The organism is Delftia sp. S65 (assembly GCF_016516495.1).
Taxonomy (GTDB): domain Bacteria; phylum Pseudomonadota; class Gammaproteobacteria; order Burkholderiales; family Burkholderiaceae_C; genus Comamonas; species Comamonas acidovorans.
This window is the reverse complement of sequence record NZ_JACVUR010000030.1, coordinates 1-16,172: the sequence shown is the minus strand read 5'-3', so window position 1 is coordinate 16,172 and position 16,172 is coordinate 1. Positions and strand designations below refer to the sequence as shown.

General features: G+C 67.3%; 12 protein-coding genes. 4 read left to right on the top strand and 8 right to left on the bottom strand.

Annotated elements, in window-relative coordinates:
* Positions 1–16 precede the first annotated feature (16 nt).
* Positions 17–1,228: an EAL domain-containing response regulator gene (locus tag IAE24_RS20935; protein ID WP_199961125.1), complete on the bottom strand. Its 1,212-nt coding sequence runs from the start codon at positions 1,226–1,228 to the stop codon at positions 17–19.
* Between the two features lie 4 nt (positions 1,229–1,232).
* Positions 1,233–3,410, bottom strand: a complete 2,178-nt coding sequence (locus tag IAE24_RS20930; protein WP_233626249.1) for an ATP-binding protein — start codon at positions 3,408–3,410, stop codon at positions 1,233–1,235.
* Positions 3,411–3,892: 482 nt separating this feature from the next.
* Between IAE24_RS20930 and IAE24_RS20925 the strand changes: the two genes are divergently transcribed.
* Positions 3,893–6,250, top strand: a complete 2,358-nt coding sequence (locus tag IAE24_RS20925; RefSeq protein WP_233626250.1) for an Ig-like domain-containing protein — start codon at positions 3,893–3,895, stop codon at positions 6,248–6,250.
* A 34-nt stretch (positions 6,251–6,284) separates the two neighbouring features.
* Here IAE24_RS20925 and IAE24_RS20920 read toward each other — a convergent pair whose 3' ends face one another.
* The 6 genes from IAE24_RS20920 to IAE24_RS20895 form a co-directional block, all read right to left on the bottom strand.
* Positions 6,285–6,602 carry a DUF3325 domain-containing protein gene (locus tag IAE24_RS20920; RefSeq protein ID WP_123691578.1) on the bottom strand — a complete coding sequence of 106 codons (318 nt, stop codon included), beginning with the start codon at positions 6,600–6,602 and terminating at the stop codon, positions 6,285–6,287.
* Positions 6,595–8,268, bottom strand: a complete 1,674-nt coding sequence (locus IAE24_RS20915) for a PepSY-associated TM helix domain-containing protein (RefSeq protein WP_199961127.1) — start codon at positions 8,266–8,268, stop codon at positions 6,595–6,597. Before IAE24_RS20915 ends, IAE24_RS20920 begins: the two co-directional genes overlap by 8 nt.
* 17 nt (positions 8,269–8,285) lie before the next feature.
* Entirely contained in the window at positions 8,286–8,564 is a 279-nt protein-coding gene (locus IAE24_RS20910; RefSeq protein ID WP_063326477.1) for a hypothetical protein, read from the bottom strand.
* 114 nt (positions 8,565–8,678) lie between these two features.
* Entirely contained in the window at positions 8,679–10,397 is a 1,719-nt protein-coding gene (locus IAE24_RS20905) for an FMN-binding glutamate synthase family protein (protein ID WP_199961128.1), read from the bottom strand.
* An 88-nt stretch (positions 10,398–10,485) separates the two neighbouring features.
* Positions 10,486–11,991, bottom strand: coding sequence for a sensor histidine kinase (locus IAE24_RS20900; protein WP_199961129.1), 1,506 nt, complete (start codon positions 11,989–11,991; stop codon positions 10,486–10,488).
* A gap of 1 nt (position 11,992) precedes the next feature.
* Positions 11,993–12,709 carry a response regulator transcription factor gene (locus tag IAE24_RS20895; protein WP_012204915.1) on the bottom strand — a complete coding sequence of 239 codons (717 nt, stop codon included), beginning with the start codon at positions 12,707–12,709 and terminating at the stop codon, positions 11,993–11,995.
* A 168-nt stretch (positions 12,710–12,877) separates the two neighbouring features.
* On the opposite strand from IAE24_RS20895, the gene msrB reads away from it, so the two are divergent.
* Genes msrB through msrA form a run of 3 tightly spaced genes read left to right on the top strand, consistent with a single transcriptional unit; the run spans position 12,878 to position 16,038 of the window.
* Entirely contained in the window at positions 12,878–13,378 is a 501-nt protein-coding gene (msrB, locus tag IAE24_RS20890; protein WP_013802950.1) for a peptide-methionine (R)-S-oxide reductase MsrB, read from the top strand.
* 16 nt (positions 13,379–13,394) lie between these two features.
* On the top strand, positions 13,395–15,254 hold the full coding sequence (locus IAE24_RS20885) for a cytochrome c biogenesis protein DipZ (RefSeq protein ID WP_199961130.1): 1,860 nt from the start codon (positions 13,395–13,397) through the stop codon (positions 15,252–15,254).
* 34 nt (positions 15,255–15,288) lie between these two features.
* Positions 15,289–16,038, top strand: a complete 750-nt coding sequence (gene msrA, locus IAE24_RS20880; RefSeq protein WP_199961131.1) for a peptide-methionine (S)-S-oxide reductase MsrA — start codon at positions 15,289–15,291, stop codon at positions 16,036–16,038.
* Positions 16,039–16,172: the final 134 nt, after the last annotated feature.

Genomic DNA, 16,172 nt, shown 5'->3' with positions numbered 1-16,172 from the left:
GCCTTGCGTGCTTGGGTCAGGTGGGGTTGCCTTGGTGTCGGGGTTCGGATGCCAGCATAAGGGCAAATTCGCTGGCGGGCACCGCGGCGGACAGCAGATATCCCTGCACGCAATCGCAGCCGATGCTGCGCAGCAACTCCAGGTCCTGGGTGGTCTCCACCCCTTCCGCCGTCACCGTCAGGCCCAGTTGCCGCCCCAACTGCACCGACGATGTCAAGGCCGCAGTGCGCACCTCGTCACCCGCGGCACCGGCCACGAAGGCCCGGTCGATCTTCAATTCGGTGAAGGGCGTGGAGATGAGGCTGTACATCGAGCTGTAACCCCGCCCGTAGTCATCCTGGGCCAAGCCGAAGCCTTTGAGCCGCAGGCGGCTCGCGCACATGTAGTAGTTGGCAGGTATGCCGACGGCCTGGTCCTCCAGCAGCTCGAACGTGATGTTCTCCGCAGCGATGCCGCACCGGGCCGCCATGTCGTGCAACTCATCCGGCAGGCCAATATCGTCCAGCAGCGGTATCGGCAGATTGACGGATACGGGAATCACATATCCCGAACTGCGCCAGGCCAGGTGCGCTGCCATGGCGTCTTCCATCATCCGCACCAGCAAGGCATGGTCCAGCCCATGGAACCGGATGGCGGACATGAACGAGCCCGGCATCATGAAGCCGAACTGCCGATCGTTCCAGCGTGCCAGCGCTTCCACACCGACGGTGTGGCCCGTGAGCAGGGATTTCTTGGGCTGGAACCAGGCCTGTATGGTTTTCTCCTCCAGCGCCTGGATCAGGTGTTCCTTGGCGAAAATCGGCCGTTCCTTGATCCCTGGAGTACTTTTCCTCTCGTAGGCACGCAAGGACCTGAGTTGGCTGGCCAGGACCTGGACATGGTCTGCACCGAACGGCTTTTGAAACATCCCGACGACGGAAAAGCCGGACTCCTTGGCCATGAGACTGACACTGTTCATCAACCGGCGCGAGCAGGAGCTGGATATGACGAGCATGGGATGCAGGCCGCGCTGGCTCAGTTCATTGATGAACTGCAGGCCGTCCATGTCGGGCATTTTCAGGTCGGTGATGACGAGATGGAATCCGCCATCGCGCAGCATTTGCAGTGCATCGCGTGCGTTGCAGGCAATGTGCGTGTCCACGATTCCCGCCTCCATGAGCAGGCTGCGCGTGTGCTCGCAGCACAGGGCGTGGTCGTCAAGAATGAGTACTTTGAATGTCGACAGCATGGGATCAGGTCCTGCATTGCTTGATGTGGTTCAGGGTGGTGCGCAGCACCGCCAACGTGAATGGCTTGCACAGCAGGCTGTCGAAGCCGGCCGGCAGTCCGTCGCCCTGCCCTTGCGCCTGCGTTTGCGTCTGCCCCTGCGGCTGCGCATTGGCCGTCAGCCCGACGATCGGGCGGCCGTAGCCACGCTTTCTGAGCGCACGCGCCAGGGCCAGGCCATCCAGCAGCGGCATGTGCAGGTCGGTGAGAACGGCGTCGAATTCGAGCAGGCCGGGCATGGACAGCGCGTCCTGCCCATTGCTGGCCTGCTGGACCTCGCAGCCCAGCACCTGCAGTTGCTCTCGCAGGATGATTCTGTTGATGGGGTTGTCCTCGACGATGAGCACACTCAGCCCCATCGGCTCGTGGACCTGGGGAGCGGCGGCGTACAGGTCAGGGCGCGCGCCCGGCGCAATGCCCTGCTGGGCCATGCCCAGCGCCTGGCCCACGGCCAGCACGCCAGGCATGCTGGTTTCCCAAACACGGGCCTGCAGGGTTTCGCGGGGAACCTCGCCCGGCGCCAGCGCCAGAACGCATTTGCCCGTCCATTGCGGACGGCGCACCGACCGTGGCCAGGCTTGCACCAGCACCGCCTGTTCATTGGAGCCCTGCACCTGCTCCCGGTACGGCTGGGCCATGGCGCCCCAATGCCGCAGCCAGGCGCACAGGTTGTGCACGACTTCCGGAATGGCGCCATCCACGTAGACGGTGTGCGGCAACAGACTGGGCACTGCCTCATAGCCTGCCGCGCTCTCGCGCGGCAGGCGCAGCTCGAATGACACGCAGGTCCCCAGTCCCGGCTGGCTGGCGGCCGTCAGCCGCCCGCCCATCTCCTGGCTGAGGCGCAGGCAGATGGACAGACCCAGGCCCGCGCCCTGGACCTGCTGCTGCGTGGCCGCATGGGCACGGAAGTACGGGTCGAACAGGAAGGGCTGCTGCTCCGGCTCGATGCCGATGCCCGTGTCCTGCACCTGGAACCGCAGGTCGGTGCCTTCCTCGCTGTCGCCCATCACCTGCAGGCGGATGGCCACATGGCCGGAGAACGTGAACTTGATGGCATTGCCCACCAGGTTGTCCAGGATCTGCCGCAGCCGCAAGGCATCGCCCACCAGCAGGGGCGGCGTTTTCACATCGGAGACGGCATACAGCTGCAGCCCCTTTTGCTCGGCACGCGACAGCAGGCCCGCGGCCACGCTGTCGAGCAGTTCGGTGGCCGAAAACGCATGGGCCTCCAGTTGCAGCCGGCCCGCCTCGATGGCCGACAGGTCCAGGCTGTCGTTGACGATGCGCAGCAAGGAGGCCGATGCCTGCTGCATGGCCCCCAGGTAGCGTGTCTGTTCGGAAGGAACCCTGGACAGCGCCAGCAGCTCCAGCGTTCCCAGGATGCCAAAGAGCGGCGTCCGTATTTCATGGCTCATGGTGGCCAGAAACTGCGTCTTGGCCTGGCTTGCCGATTCGGCGCGCAGCTTGGCATCGACCAGCGCTGCCTGCACCTGCCTGAGCGCCGTCACATCGCTGACCAGGCAGAAAACCACCGGCTCGCCGGCGTGGGTCGTGGGCGTGGTGCTGACCTCCACCAACCGACCGTCTCCCAGCGCCAGCTCACGCGGGCCCTGCTGTGTGCCCCCGGCCACGGCATGCTCGAACCAGGAAGCATCACTGCACACCCACTGCCGCGCCAGTCCGTTGGACAGCAGCAGGCTGCGATCGCTGCACCGCACCAGCGCCAGGCCCACGGGGGCCGTGTCCAGCAGCTTGCGGCAGAGCGCATCACCGGCGGCGCAGGCGCCTGCCCGGCTCCAGGCCGAAGCCGCCACGCTGCGGCGCAGCCGGCGCACGCACCATGCAAGTGCAGCCATGAAGGCAAGTCCCAGCGACACGGACCCCAGCAGCAGCCAGACATGGGCCCTGACCAGCTGCCGCGCGGGCTCCCAGCGGTCTGCAAGCCATCCGGCGTTGTTCGCGGATTTGCGCAGCAACAGGGATTCGGGAAGCGCCCGGCCTGCCTGCATCAGTGAATGGAGCGGCCCGGGCTGGCCCTGCGGTGCGCTGGTGCGCCACGGCCAGGCATAACCGGCTTGCGTGTGGATGGCTGCGTGCGTGGCCCCCACCGCAGCGTCCAGCAGCAGGAAACATCGGTCCATGAAAAACAACTGAATGTCTCGCACGGGCACATGACCGAGGCTGCGCGACGGCGTCGCCGGGGCGGCGGCGTCCCTGCCGCCGTGACCGGCACAGGCCAGCATGGCCATGATCGCCAGTGCAAATGCCATCAAATCACGCCGTGCCAGGGACAGGCACAGCCTGTGATGTATCGATCTGGAAGAAAACAAGAGAGCTTGAAACTGGCGCATTGCCGAATCTTAGAAATCAAAGGGCGAATTTGGACTAAGAATTTTCTTAATGCTGAAACCTCTTGCACGCCGCCTCGCCAAAGAGCGATTTCAAGCATCGATCCGCCATCGGAAAATCGTCAACTCTCTTTGAAGATGCCATTATTCCTGTCACTTTAAGAAAATTCTTAAACCAATATTCCGATGCCCTGGAGATCATTGCCGGATTGATTCATCGACAAAGGCTGCTCCGTTTCTGACCACCCCTGTGATATTGAGCACAGACGTCGCGCATGCAGAATGCCAGCGCTATTTCACGTCCTGTATTGCGCAATATCCAGAATGCGTCTCGGCGGCCGATTTCAGGGGAAGTAAAAATGGCAATGAGGATATACAGGCGACGATTCACGACCAGGCCGGCAAGCAGGCCGCTGCGCCTGCTCGCCCTGGCGTTGCTCTTGCAAGGCTGTGTCGCCACGGCCCATGCATGGACCGTCGTGGTGGACAGCGCCGCCGACGCAAGCGGCCCGTGCGCCAGCACCGGCCTGGGACCCTGCTCCCTGCGCGACGCCATCACCTACGCCAACGCCAACCGCAACAAAGGGGGCGACAACCGCATCGAGTTCAGCATCGGTGCGGGGGGAGAGCAGACCATCGTCACCCAAAGCAACTGGAATGGCAGCCTCATGCAGCCCATTGCACCGGCCACATCGCTGACGGTGGACGCCAGCACGCAACCCGGCTATGAGGACCACTTGCCACGCCGCCCCCTGATCACGCTGCAGGCAGGCAGCTCCGAGTTCGGTACAGGGCTCGAGCTGGCAGGCGCCATCACGGTGCGCGGTCTGGCGATAGGCGGCTTCAACACCGCCCTGGCGGTGACCGGCGACGGCAACACCGTGCTGGGCTGCCATATAGGCGTTGACGCATCGGGAACGGTTGCCATGGGCAATCGCAGCAACATTATTGTCAACTCCGGCAACCGCAACCGCATCGGCAATCTGGATATTGGCGGGCGAAATGTCATTTCCGCGGCGGAAAATTCCGGAGTATGGCTTTCCTGGCCGGGCGTCGGTACAGAAAACATCATTCAGGGAAATTACATAGGCACCGATATCACCGGCAATGTGGCGCTGGGAAACCAGGGAAACGGCATCAGCGTGGCATCCGAATTTACCGGCACGCTGATCGACAGCAACCTCGTCTCCGGCAACGTCAGGGAAACCGGTGGTTCATCCGGGATTTCCATTTCCGGCTCGCACACGCTGGTGACCCGCAACCGCGTCGGAACCAATGCAGCCGGCACGGCCATGATTGCCAACAATGGGCCAGGCATTGCCGTATTCTTTTCGCCGGAAGGCGGACATCGCATTGGCACAGGCCCTGAAGACGGCAACCTGGTTGCCGGAAACAAGGAAACGGCCATTGAATTGAATGGAAACTACGCCGCACGCAACTCGAATACCCTGATTGCCGGGAATATCGTGGGAACCAGCCTGGATGCCAGCACCATGCTGCCCAATCAATGGGGCATCGTCATCAAGGATTCGGACGAGGTCACCGTGCGCGGAAACATCGTCGGTGGCAGCAAGGCGTCCGGCATACAGTTCCAGGGCGCCGGCAAGAACAACCTCGTGCAGGGCAACTACGTGGGCGTCAGTCCCCAGGGAACCGCCCTGCCCAATGGGGAAGGCGTTTCCTTTTTCCAGAAGGCCCATGACACCCTGGTCGGCGGTGACGACGCGGCACATGCCAACGTGATTGCGCACAACAGGCTGTTCGGCGTGGGATTGCGGGGGGACGAAGTCAAGGGCGTCTCCATGCTCGGCAATGCCATCTACGGCAATACCGAGGGAGGCATCGCACGAACCAGCCTGGCCAACGGAGATCCTGCCGATCCGGTGCTGCTCACGGTGACGCCCGACGGCCTGTCCGGCACGCTGGACAGCGTCGCCAACGAGAGCATGCGCATCGAGTATTTCTCGACGCCCAGGCTGCCCGACGGGCTGGTGGAGCGCGCCGCCGGCAAGGTTCTGCTGGGCTCGCAGACCGTGACCACCGATGCCTCCGGCCATGCGCCTTTGGCGTTCAAGGGCGCCATGCCTCCGGGTGACCAGGCCGCTGTCACGGCGACCGCCACCCGGATTTCCACCGGTGACACCTCGCGCTTTTCCAACGCGATGGCGGCCAACGCCGCCCCCGTGGCGCTGCCGCAAGCCGTCACGACGCCGCAGGATACGGCGCTGTCCATCACCCTCGCTGGCACGGACTTCGAGTCGGACCCGCTGCGCTTCGAGATCACCACCGGCCCCGCCCATGGCGGCATCAGCGGCTTCGATCCCCAGACGGGCACGCTGGTCTACACGCCGGCGGCCGGCTACTCCGGGCCCGATACCTTCGCCTTCACGGTATCCGACGGGCACCAGAGCGCTGCCGCGCCGGCATCCGTGTCCATCGAGGTGATCGCTGCCGATCCTCCCGACCCGGGCCCGGGCACCGATCCCGACCCCGGTCCGGGCACGGACCCAGGGCCCGGTACCGGCCCCGGAAATGTCCAGGCCGTTCCCGGCCTGGGCAAGGTCGGCATGCTGGCGCTGCTGTGCGGCATGGCCTATCTGGCCAGCCGCAGGATGAGGAAAAGGCAGGCCTGAGCCTGCGGCCGGCGCAGTGGTCCCCGCGCAAACGTCAGGCCGGCAGCCAGCGCAGCCAGCTCGGCCGCCAGGTCAGGGTGAAGGCAATGGCCAGGGCGGCAGCGGCCAGCGTCATGATCCAGACCAGGGAGGCCATGGAGGCATGGTCCACCGCCAGGCACAGTCCCAGCGAGGCGGCCAGGCCTGAGACGCCCAGCCAGTGCAGCAGCCTGACCTTGCCATCGGGCTGGGGCGTGTCGCCGTGCACCTGCTCCCAGTGCACGTCCTTGGCCAGCGCAAACCAGCCCATGCCTGCCAGCGAGGCGGCAAAGGCGGCGGCCAGCAGCAGTGCGTCCATCAGTCCCTCAGACATGGGCCACCTCCGCGGCGCGCGAGGGCATGGCGGGCACGGCGCGCGTCTTGAGCTTGCGCGCCACCACCACGGCCAGCACGGCGCTGCCCAGCATGAACAGGTCCACGCCGGCCACGGGCCAGTAGCCCGCGCCCAGGGTCTTGAACAGGTGGTCGCCCGTGGTCAGCCAGTTCAGCAGCACGGCCGTGACGGCCATGGCGGCCACGGCCCAGCACTGCTCGCGCCAGGCGGGATTGGGCAGGCCTTGGGCCACGGGGGCGCTGCGCACAAAGGCGTGGAGCATGGCCAGCAGCCAGGCGGCCCAGAAGAAATAGCGCTCCATGTCGCCCCGGCCCGGCCAGCCCTGGGGCATGGCCTCGGGCAGCAGGCGGTTGGAAATCAGCATGCCCAGGGCGGCCACCAGCATGCCGGTGACGGTGGTGACGGCCAGGGCATCGACCACGCGCGCACCCTGCACGCCCTGTTTGGCGTGCTGCTTCTTGCGCTTTTCCACGAAGAAGACAAAGCCGGTGGCAATGCAGGCGCAGCCGGCCAGGCCACCGAGCACGTACAGCCAGCGCAGCAGCCAGTGGCGGAAGTGCTGCAGGTGCAGGCCGGTGAGGAAGGTGTTGAGGCTGTCCACGGCAGTGCGCGGCGGATCTTCGCGCAGCAGCGCGCCCGTGCTGGCCTTGAAGTGGATGCCCTCGCCCGTGAGCGCGATGCGGTCGGTGCCGGCGCGGTAGACGCTGACGTAGCCGTTGGCATCGCCCACATGGGTGACGGACAGGAAGCCCACGTCGCCGGCCATGCCCTTGGCGGCCCAGCGGCGCTGCGCCTCGGCCACCATGGCGTCCACCGAGGCCACGGGCGCGGCCACTCCGGCGCGGTCGTGCGGCAGGCCGGTTTCCTCGGCCTCCATTTTTTCGTGCAGCTCGTGCAGGGGCTCCAGCTGGGTATGGGTGATGGGGAAGTAGATGCCCGCAAAGATCACCAGCCCCGTGAAGGCGAAGAAGAAGTGGAAGGGCAGCGCCACCACGCCCGTCATGTTGTGCAGGTCCAGCACGCTGCGCTGGGTGGCCTTCTTCGGACGGAAGGTGAACAGCTCGCGGAAGATCTTGCGATGCATGACCACGCCGCTGACCAGGGCCACCAGCATGATGAGCGCGGCAAAGCCCACGATCCAGTAGCCAAGGCCCATCCAGTTGAGCGTCAGGCTGTAGTGCAGCGGGTAGAAGAACTGGCTGCCGATCTTGAGGTGGTCATCCGGCAGGGACTCGCCATTGCGCGGGTCGATGGTGCGCATGGCCCAGATCAGGGTCTCGGGCTTCTTGGCGTTGGCCACCTCGTAGCCGGCGAACAGGCCCAGCACCGGGTCGCGGTGCGTGGTGTAGGCGCCCCAGCGCTGGGGCGTGTCGAAGCGCTCGGGCAGCGGGCCGTTGACCTCGCCGCGCATGGCCTCGCGCGCCTGGGCATTGGGCTGCATGGACTCGAAGACCGGCTTGAGGATCTGGTCGTACGAGGGCATGGGCGTGGGCTCGAAGCGCGAGGCCGGAATGGCCCATCGGTCGATCTCGCGGTCGAACACCGACAGCGCGCCAAAGAAGAAGGCGGCCATGAGCACGAAGCCGAGCACCAGCCCGAACCAGGTGTGCAGCCAGGCCATGGAAAGGCGGAAATTCTGGAACATGGGAAGCGATCTCCGGATCAGGGCAGCAGCATCTGCTGGAGCAGTGATGCGCAGCCGGTCATGACAATGCCGCCACCGGCCAGCACGGCCCAGACGCGCGGGAGGCTCTGGGCGGCAAAGGCCCAGAGGAACACCGTCAGAAACACCAGGAAGCCGAGGATGTAGCCCAGATGCTCGGCATCGTGGAACTCCATTCCGGCGGCAAACATCAGCACGACGCCCAGGGCGATGAAGCCCCAGGTGAAGGCATAGCCGCCGAAGATGGCAGCTGCAATGCGAACCAAAATAGTTTTCATTTACACAGAAAAATACAGTTGTGCACCAAGTTCTCGGGGCGCATTATCCCCGAGGGTTGTTAAAACCTGTAATCGGCTGTGGTCTGTGGCGCCTGTCTTCTGTGCGTGGCGTCTCTATGCAGGCTGGCCTGCCGCCTGCGCCTTGGCCTGCGGTGCAGAAGGCTTGAGCGTGGGCGGCGCGAACTGGAAGGTGTGGGCGCTGGCCCCCGGCCAGTAGAGCTTGAACACGCTGTGCTGCTTGTCCAGCGGCCCCAGCAGCGCGCCGGGCTCCACGCGCAGGACCAGGTTGGCCAGCTGCCGCACCTCGGTGTCGGAGATGCGCCGCACGATGTGGTGGGCCGTGATGTCGCAAGGGTGCTCCAGGCCCGCAGCCTGCACCAGCTCCTGCAGCGCATGCAGGGTCTTGTCGTGGAAGTTGGCCACGCGCGTGGCCTTGTCGGGCACGACCAGGGCCTTCTGGCGCGCCGCATCCTGCGTGGCCACGCCCGTGGGGCAGTGGCCGGTGTGGCAGTTCTGCGCCTGGATGCAGCCCAGGGCCATCATGAAGCCGCGCCCGGCGTTGCACCAGTCGGCGCCCAGCGCCATCATGCGTGCGATGTCGAAGGCCGTGATCACCTTGCCGGCCGCGCCGATCTTGATGCGGTGGCGCAGGCCCACGCCGATCAGCGTGTTGTGCACCAGCAGCAGCCCCTCCTGAAGCGGCACGCCCACGTGGTCGGTGAACTCCACCGGCGCCGCGCCCGTGCCGCCCTCGGCGCCATCGACCACGATGAAGTCCGGCGTGATGTCCGTCTCCTGCATGGCCTTGACGATGGCGAACCACTCCCAGGGATGGCCCACGCAGAACTTGAAGCCCGTGGGCTTGCCGCCCGACTTCTCGCGCAGGCGGGCGATGAAATGCATCATCTCCACCGGTGTCTTGAAGGCGCTGTGGCTGGACGGGCTGATGCAGTCCACACCCACGGGCACGCCGCGCGCGGCGGCGATCTCAGGCGTGACCTTGGCGCCCAGCAGCATGCCGCCGTGGCCGGGCTTGGCGCCCTGGCTGAGCTTGATCTCGATGAGCTTGACCTGCGGGTCGGTGGCGTTGGCGATGAATTTTTCTTCGTTGAAGCTGCCATCGTCGTTGCGGCAGCCGAAGTAGCCCGAGGCCACCTCCCAGATCAGGTCGCCGCCGTGCACGCGGTGGTGCTGGCTGATGGAGCCCTCGCCCGTGTCGTGCGCAAAGCCGCCCATCTTCGCGCCCTTGTTCAGCGCCAGGATGGCATTGGCCGACAGCGCGCCGAAGCTCATGGCCGAGATATTGAAGATGCTGGCGCTGTAGGGCTGGGTGCAGGGCGAGGTGCCTTCATCGGCGCAGCCGATGGTGATGCGGAAGTCATGCGAGGCCAGCTTGGTGGGCTGCATGGAATGGTTCACCCATTCATAGCCCTGGGCCGTGACATTGAGCTGCGTGCCCAAGGGGCGGCTGTCCGGGTCGCCCTTGGCGCGCTGGTAGACCAGGGAGCGCTGGGCGCGCGAGAACGGCAGCGCCTCATGGTCGGACTCGATGAAGTACTGGCGCATCTCGGGCCGGATGAACTCCAGCAGAAACCGCAGGTGCCCGATGATGGGGTAGTTGCGCAGCACCGAATGGCGCACCTGGGTCATGTCGCGCACGCCCAGCAGCGCCAGCGCGGCGCACACGCCAAAGCCCAGCCACCACCACAGCCCTCCCCACACCAACGCCGCCACCAGCAGCCCCGCGCTGCCGACCAGGCTCAGGCAGAACGTGGTGTAGCGCAGCGGCACCCATGCGGGCAGGCGATGAACCGGGGAGGCAGACGTTGACATGGCGTGGGTCCTTGGGGGCGTGTTGACGATCTTGTGCATGCCGCGCCGTCGAGGGCGCGCTGTGCACAAGGGTAACCCACGATCCGCGTCAGCCCTGGCGCGGCCGGGCGCCGGCGCCAGTTGCCTGCGCGGCCGCCGGCAGCACGAACCGGAAGCTCGCCCCCTGCCCCGGCTGGTCCACCAGTTCGATGCGGCAGCCGTGCAGTTCCAGCATGCGGTGGACGATGCGCAGGCCCAGGCCGCCGCCGCGGCGGGCGCCGCCCACGGTGAAGGGGCGCTCGAACAGGCCTTCGCGCAGATCGGCCGAGATGCCGGGGCCGGTGTCGGCCACGGTGACTTCGACCGCGTTGCCCGCTGCCGCCAGCGCCACCTGGATGCTGCCGCCGCCGGGCGTGTGGCGCAGCGCGTTGTCCAGCAGGTTGCCCAGCACGCGCTCGATCATGCCCAGGTCGGCCTGGACGACGGGCAGGCGGGGCGGGAATTCGGCCCGCAGCGCCACCTGGCGCGCCTCGGCACGCAGCTCGAATTTCTGGAACACGTCCTGCACCAGGTCGGGCATGGAAAACGGCTCCGGCTCGGGCTGGACAAAGCCGTATTCCAGGCGCGCCAGCTCGAACAGGCTTTGCGCCAGCTCGCCCACCTTCTGGCTCTGGGCCAGGGCAATGCCCAGGTAGCGGCGGCGCTCGGTGGCGTCGAGCACGGCGTCCTTGAGCAGCAGCGTTTCCAGATAGCCGTGCAGGGACGACAGCGGCGTGCGCAGGTCGTGCGAGACGTTGGCGATGAGTTCGCGCCGCTCCTGGTCCTGGCGCGTGAGCGCCCGCCACTGCTCGCCGATGCGCGCCACCATGCGGCGGTAGGCCGAGTCCAGCACGGCGATCTCGTCACGGCTGTCCTGTGCGGCGCCGGGCTGGGGGGCCGGCAGGTCCGGGGGCGCGCCATGGATGTCGAAACCGGCCACCTCTTCGGTGAGCCGGCGCAGCGGCCGCGTGATCAGCGCAAAGGCGACCAGGCCCGCCACCAGGCACAGCAGCGCCACCATGCCGATGGACCACAGCGCCGTGCTGAGCACCGAGTTGGCCGAGCCCTGCGCCACCAGCTGGTCATGCGCCTCGCCCTGCAGCACCACGTAGATGAAGCCCACGTCCTTTCCGTTGACGCGCAGCGGCGCCGCGCTGAAGACCTTGCGGCCTTCGACGCTGCGCGGGTCGTCGCCCAGGATGGGCAGCGTGCCGCCTTCCAGCAGCCGGTGCACGGGCGCCAGGTCCACGCGCTCGCGGCGCACGCGGCCGTCGGGGGCGGCATGGCCGGCAATGCGGCCGTCGGCGTCCAGCAGGTAGACCTCCACGCTGGGGTTGACCAGCATGAGCTGGTTGAAGAAGCTGCGCACGGCGCCGGGCATGAGGCCGTTGGCGTCGGTCAGCTGGGCGTCGCGCGCAATGCTTTCGGCCACGTCGCGCGACAGGCCCTGCACCACTTCCAGCTCGTGCATGCGGCTGGCGCGCAACTGCATCCAGGCCGAGGTGCCGCTGCACACCAGCAGCAGCACGGCAAAGACCAGGGACAGGCGCTGGGTCAGTGTCAGGCGCAGCTTCATGTCAGGCGCCCTCCCCCGCCTCGGCGAACTTGTAGCCGCGCCCCCAGACGGTAAGGATGCGCGCGGGCTGGGCCGGGTCGGCCTCGATCTTGGCACGCAGGCGGTTGATGTGGGTGTTGACGGTGTGCTCGTAGCCCTCGTGCTGGTAGCCCCAGACGGCATTGAGCAGGTCCATGCGCGAGAACACCTTGCCGGGCTGGCGCGCAAAAAAATACAGCAGGTCGAACTCGCGCGGGGTCAGGTCCAGCCGGGCACCATGAAGCCGGGCATCGCGCGCCACGGGGTCCATGGCCAGGCCGGCGATGGTCAGGCTGCCGGACTCCAGCCGGGCATTCTGGGCCAGCGCCTCCACGCGGCGCAGCAGCGCCTTGACGCGCGCCACCAGTTCCAGCACGGAAAACGGCTTGGCCAGGTAGTCGTCGGCGCCGATCTCCAGGCCCAGGATGCGCTGCACCTCGCTGGAGCGCGCGCTGATGATGATGATGGGCGTGTAGCGCGCCATGGCGCGGGCGCGGCGGCAGATCTCCAGGCCGTCCACGCCGGGCAGCATGATGTCCAGCACCAGCGCGTCCCAGCCGCCGCGCTCCAGTTGGCGCAGGCCGTCGTCGCCACGCGCGCAGTGCATGACTTCCAGGCCTTCGTCGCGCAGGTGCAGCGTGAGCAGGTCGGCGATATGGGCGTCGTCCTCGACGAGAAGTACGCGGCGCGTGGCGGTCATCGGATGCGGTTTCCTGGAAGTGGCGGGAGTGGCTGCCATTGTGCGCAATACCGGGGCCGGGAGTTATCACGAATCTTTGAACTCTGCGTGAAGACTTCGGGAGGCCGCCGCCCTAACCTGACTGGCATCGCATCGTTTTCAGACGCACGTAACCTTCAGGAGCACACCATGACCACCAGACGCCATCTTCTGTGGACTGCAGGCGCCGGCACCACCGCCGTGCTGGCGGCCAGCCTGTTCCCGCGCCGCGCACCGGCCGCCGCTTCCAGCGAAATCTTCGAGGTGAGCTACAGCGACGCCGAGTGGCGTGCCCGGCTCACGCCCGAGCAGTACCAGATCCTGCGCAAGGAAGGCACGGAGCGCGCCGGCACCAGCCCCCTGAACAAGGAGCACCGCGCCGGCACCTTTGCCTGCGCGGGCTGCGCGCTGCCGCTGTTCTCGTCCAAGACCAAGTTCGACAGCGGCACGGGCTGGCCCAGCTTCTGGCAGCCGCTGGACAAGGCCGTGGCCACGCGCCAGGACCGCACCTACGGCATGCTGCGCACCGAGGTGCATTGCCGCCGCTGCGGCGGCCACCTGGGCCATGTCTTCGACGACGGCCCCAAGCCCACGGGCCTGCGCTACTGCATGAACGGCCTGTCGCTGACGTTCACGCCCCAGCCAGCCTGAACCCGGGAGCCACGCCATGCTGCTGATCGTCCTGGCCTATCTGGGCGGGGTGCTGACCATCGTCAGCCCCTGCATCCTGCCGGTGCTGCCCTTCGTCTTTGCACGCGCCGACCAGCCCTTCGCCAAAAGCGGCCTGCCGCTGCTGGCGGGCATGGCGCTGACCTTCGCGCTGGTGGCCTCGCTGGCCGCCGTGGGCGGCGGCTGGGTGGTGGCCGCCAATGAATACGGCCGCTGGCTGGCCCTGGGCCTGGTCGCCGTGTTTGCGCTGACCCTGCTGTGGCCCGGCCTGTCCGAGCGGCTGACGCGGCCGCTGGTGGCGGCGGGCTCGCGCCTTTCCGAGCGTGCCCAGGGCACGGACGGCGGCGCCCGCCCCGGCGCCTCGCTGCTGCTGGGCGTGGCCACGGGCCTGCTGTGGGCGCCCTGCGCGGGCCCCATCCTGGGCCTGATCCTCACGGGCGCCGCACTGCAGGGCGCCAACACCACCTCCAGCCTGCTGCTGCTGGCCTATGCGGCCGGTGCGGCCACCTCCATGGCGGCGGCCCTGCTGCTGGGCGGCAAGGTGTTTGCGGCGCTCAAGCGCATGCTGGGCGCGGGCGAATGGGTGCGGCGCGGGCTGGGCGCGGCCATGCTGGCCGGCGTGGGCGCGATTGCGCTGGGGCTGGACACGGGCGTGCTGGCGCAAGTGTCCACGGCCTCCACCGGCGGCCTGGAGCAAAGGCTGGTGGACCGCCTGAGCGGCAGGCCCGAGGGTGGCGCCATGGCCATGCAGGCCGGTCCCGCAATGATGGCCGCCGTGGACAGGGGTGAGGGTTCGGGCCAAGGCTCGGGCCAGGGCTCGGGTGCCGGCCCGGCCATGATGGCCGCAGGCGGCGCCATGCGCATGGCCGGTGGCCCGTCCCGCGCCACCCTGCCGGACGAAGGGCTGGCCCCTGCGCTGGACGGCGCCACCGACTGGCTCAACTCCACCCCGCTGACGGCCGAACAACTGCGCGGCAAGGTGGTGCTGGTGGATTTCTGGACCTATTCCTGCATCAACTGCCTGCGCACCCTGCCCTATGTGAAGGCCTGGGCCGAGAAATACCGCGACCAGGGCCTGGTGGTGGTGGGCGTGCATGCGCCGGAGTTCGCCTTCGAACGCAAGCTGTCCAACGTGGAAAAGGCCATCAAGGACCTGGGCATCAGCTACCCCGTGGCCGTGGACAACGGCTACAAGATCTGGCGCGCCTTCAACAACCAGTACTGGCCGGCGCACTACTTCATCGACGCCCAGGGCCGCATCCGGCACCACCACTTTGGCGAGGGCGGCTATGCCGAGTCCGAGCGCGTGATCCAGCAACTGCTGCATGAAGCCGGATCGAAGCAGGTGGACCAGGGCCTGATCGACGTGCAGGCCAAGGGCGTGCAGCAGGCAGCCGACATGGCAGCCGTGCGCTCGCACGAAACCTACCTGGGCTATGAGCGCGCCGAGCAATTTGCCGCCACGCCTGCCGCCGTGCACAACCAGGCCACCGCCTATGCCACGCCCGAGCGCCTGCCGCTGAACGCCTGGGGCCTGAGCGGCCAATGGACGGTGGGCCCGGAAAGCGCCACGCTGGACGGCGCCACCGGTCGCATCACCTACCGCTTCCAGGCACGCGACCTGCACCTGGTGCTGGGCCCCGGCAGCGATGGCAAGCCCGTGCGCTTCAAGGTGCTGATCGACGGCAAGGCGCCCGGCGCCTCGCGCGGCATGGACGTGGCCGCCGACGGCAGCGGCAGCGTGACCGAGCAGCGCCTGTACCAGCTGGTGCGCCAGGACGGCGGCGCAGCCGAACACACCTTCAGCATCGAATTCCTGGATCCCGGCATCTCCGCCTATGCCTTCACCTTTGGCTGATCCCTGGCCACTTCACTTTCACCGGAGAGACACCATGACCAACGATTCCACCCTCGCCACCGCACCCCGCCGCCGCGGCCTTCTCCAACTGCTGACCGGCAGCGCCGTGCTGCTGGGCGGCGCCCTGCTGTGGCAGGGCAGCAACCTGCAGGCGGCCGAGCAGGCCGTGCGCATTCCACCACCCGCGCAGGATGCGCCCGCCACGGGCCAGGGGCCGCAGAAAGCCATCTTTGCGGGCGGCTGCTTCTGGGGCGTGCAAGGCGTGTTCCAGCATGTCAAGGGCGTGCAGCGCGCCGTCTCGGGCTACAGCGGCGGCACGGCGGCCCAGGCCTCGTATTCGGCGGTGAGCAGCGGACGCACCGGGCATGCGGAGTCGGTCGAGGTCACCTATGACCCGGCCCAGGTCAGCTACGGCCAGCTGCTGCAGATCTACTTTTCCGTGGCCCATGACCCGACCCAGCTCAACCGCCAGGGGCCGGACACGGGCACGCAGTACCGCTCGGCCATCTTCGCCACCGACGCCGCGCAGCTCAAGACCGCCCAGGCCTACGTGGCCCAGCTGGACGCGGCCAAGGTCTTCGGCAAGCCCATCGTGACCCGGCTGGAGGACAAGCCCAGCTTCTTCCCGGCCGAGAACTACCACCAGGACTTCATGACGGAGAACCCGCGCCACCCCTACATCGTCATCAACGACCTGCCCAAGGTGGAGCAGCTCAAGCAGCTGTTCCCGGGCAGCTACCGCGCCGAGCCGGTGCTGGTCAAGCAGGCCGTCCGGCAGATGTAGCGTCCGCGCAGCGCGGGGGCAGCGCGGGGGCAGCGCGGGTGCGGTGCCTGCAGGCGTCGGCGGCGGCTGCCGTATGAGACATTTGCGGCATGCCTCCCAGTTCGCTTGATGCACCCGCTGCACCCGCTGCACCC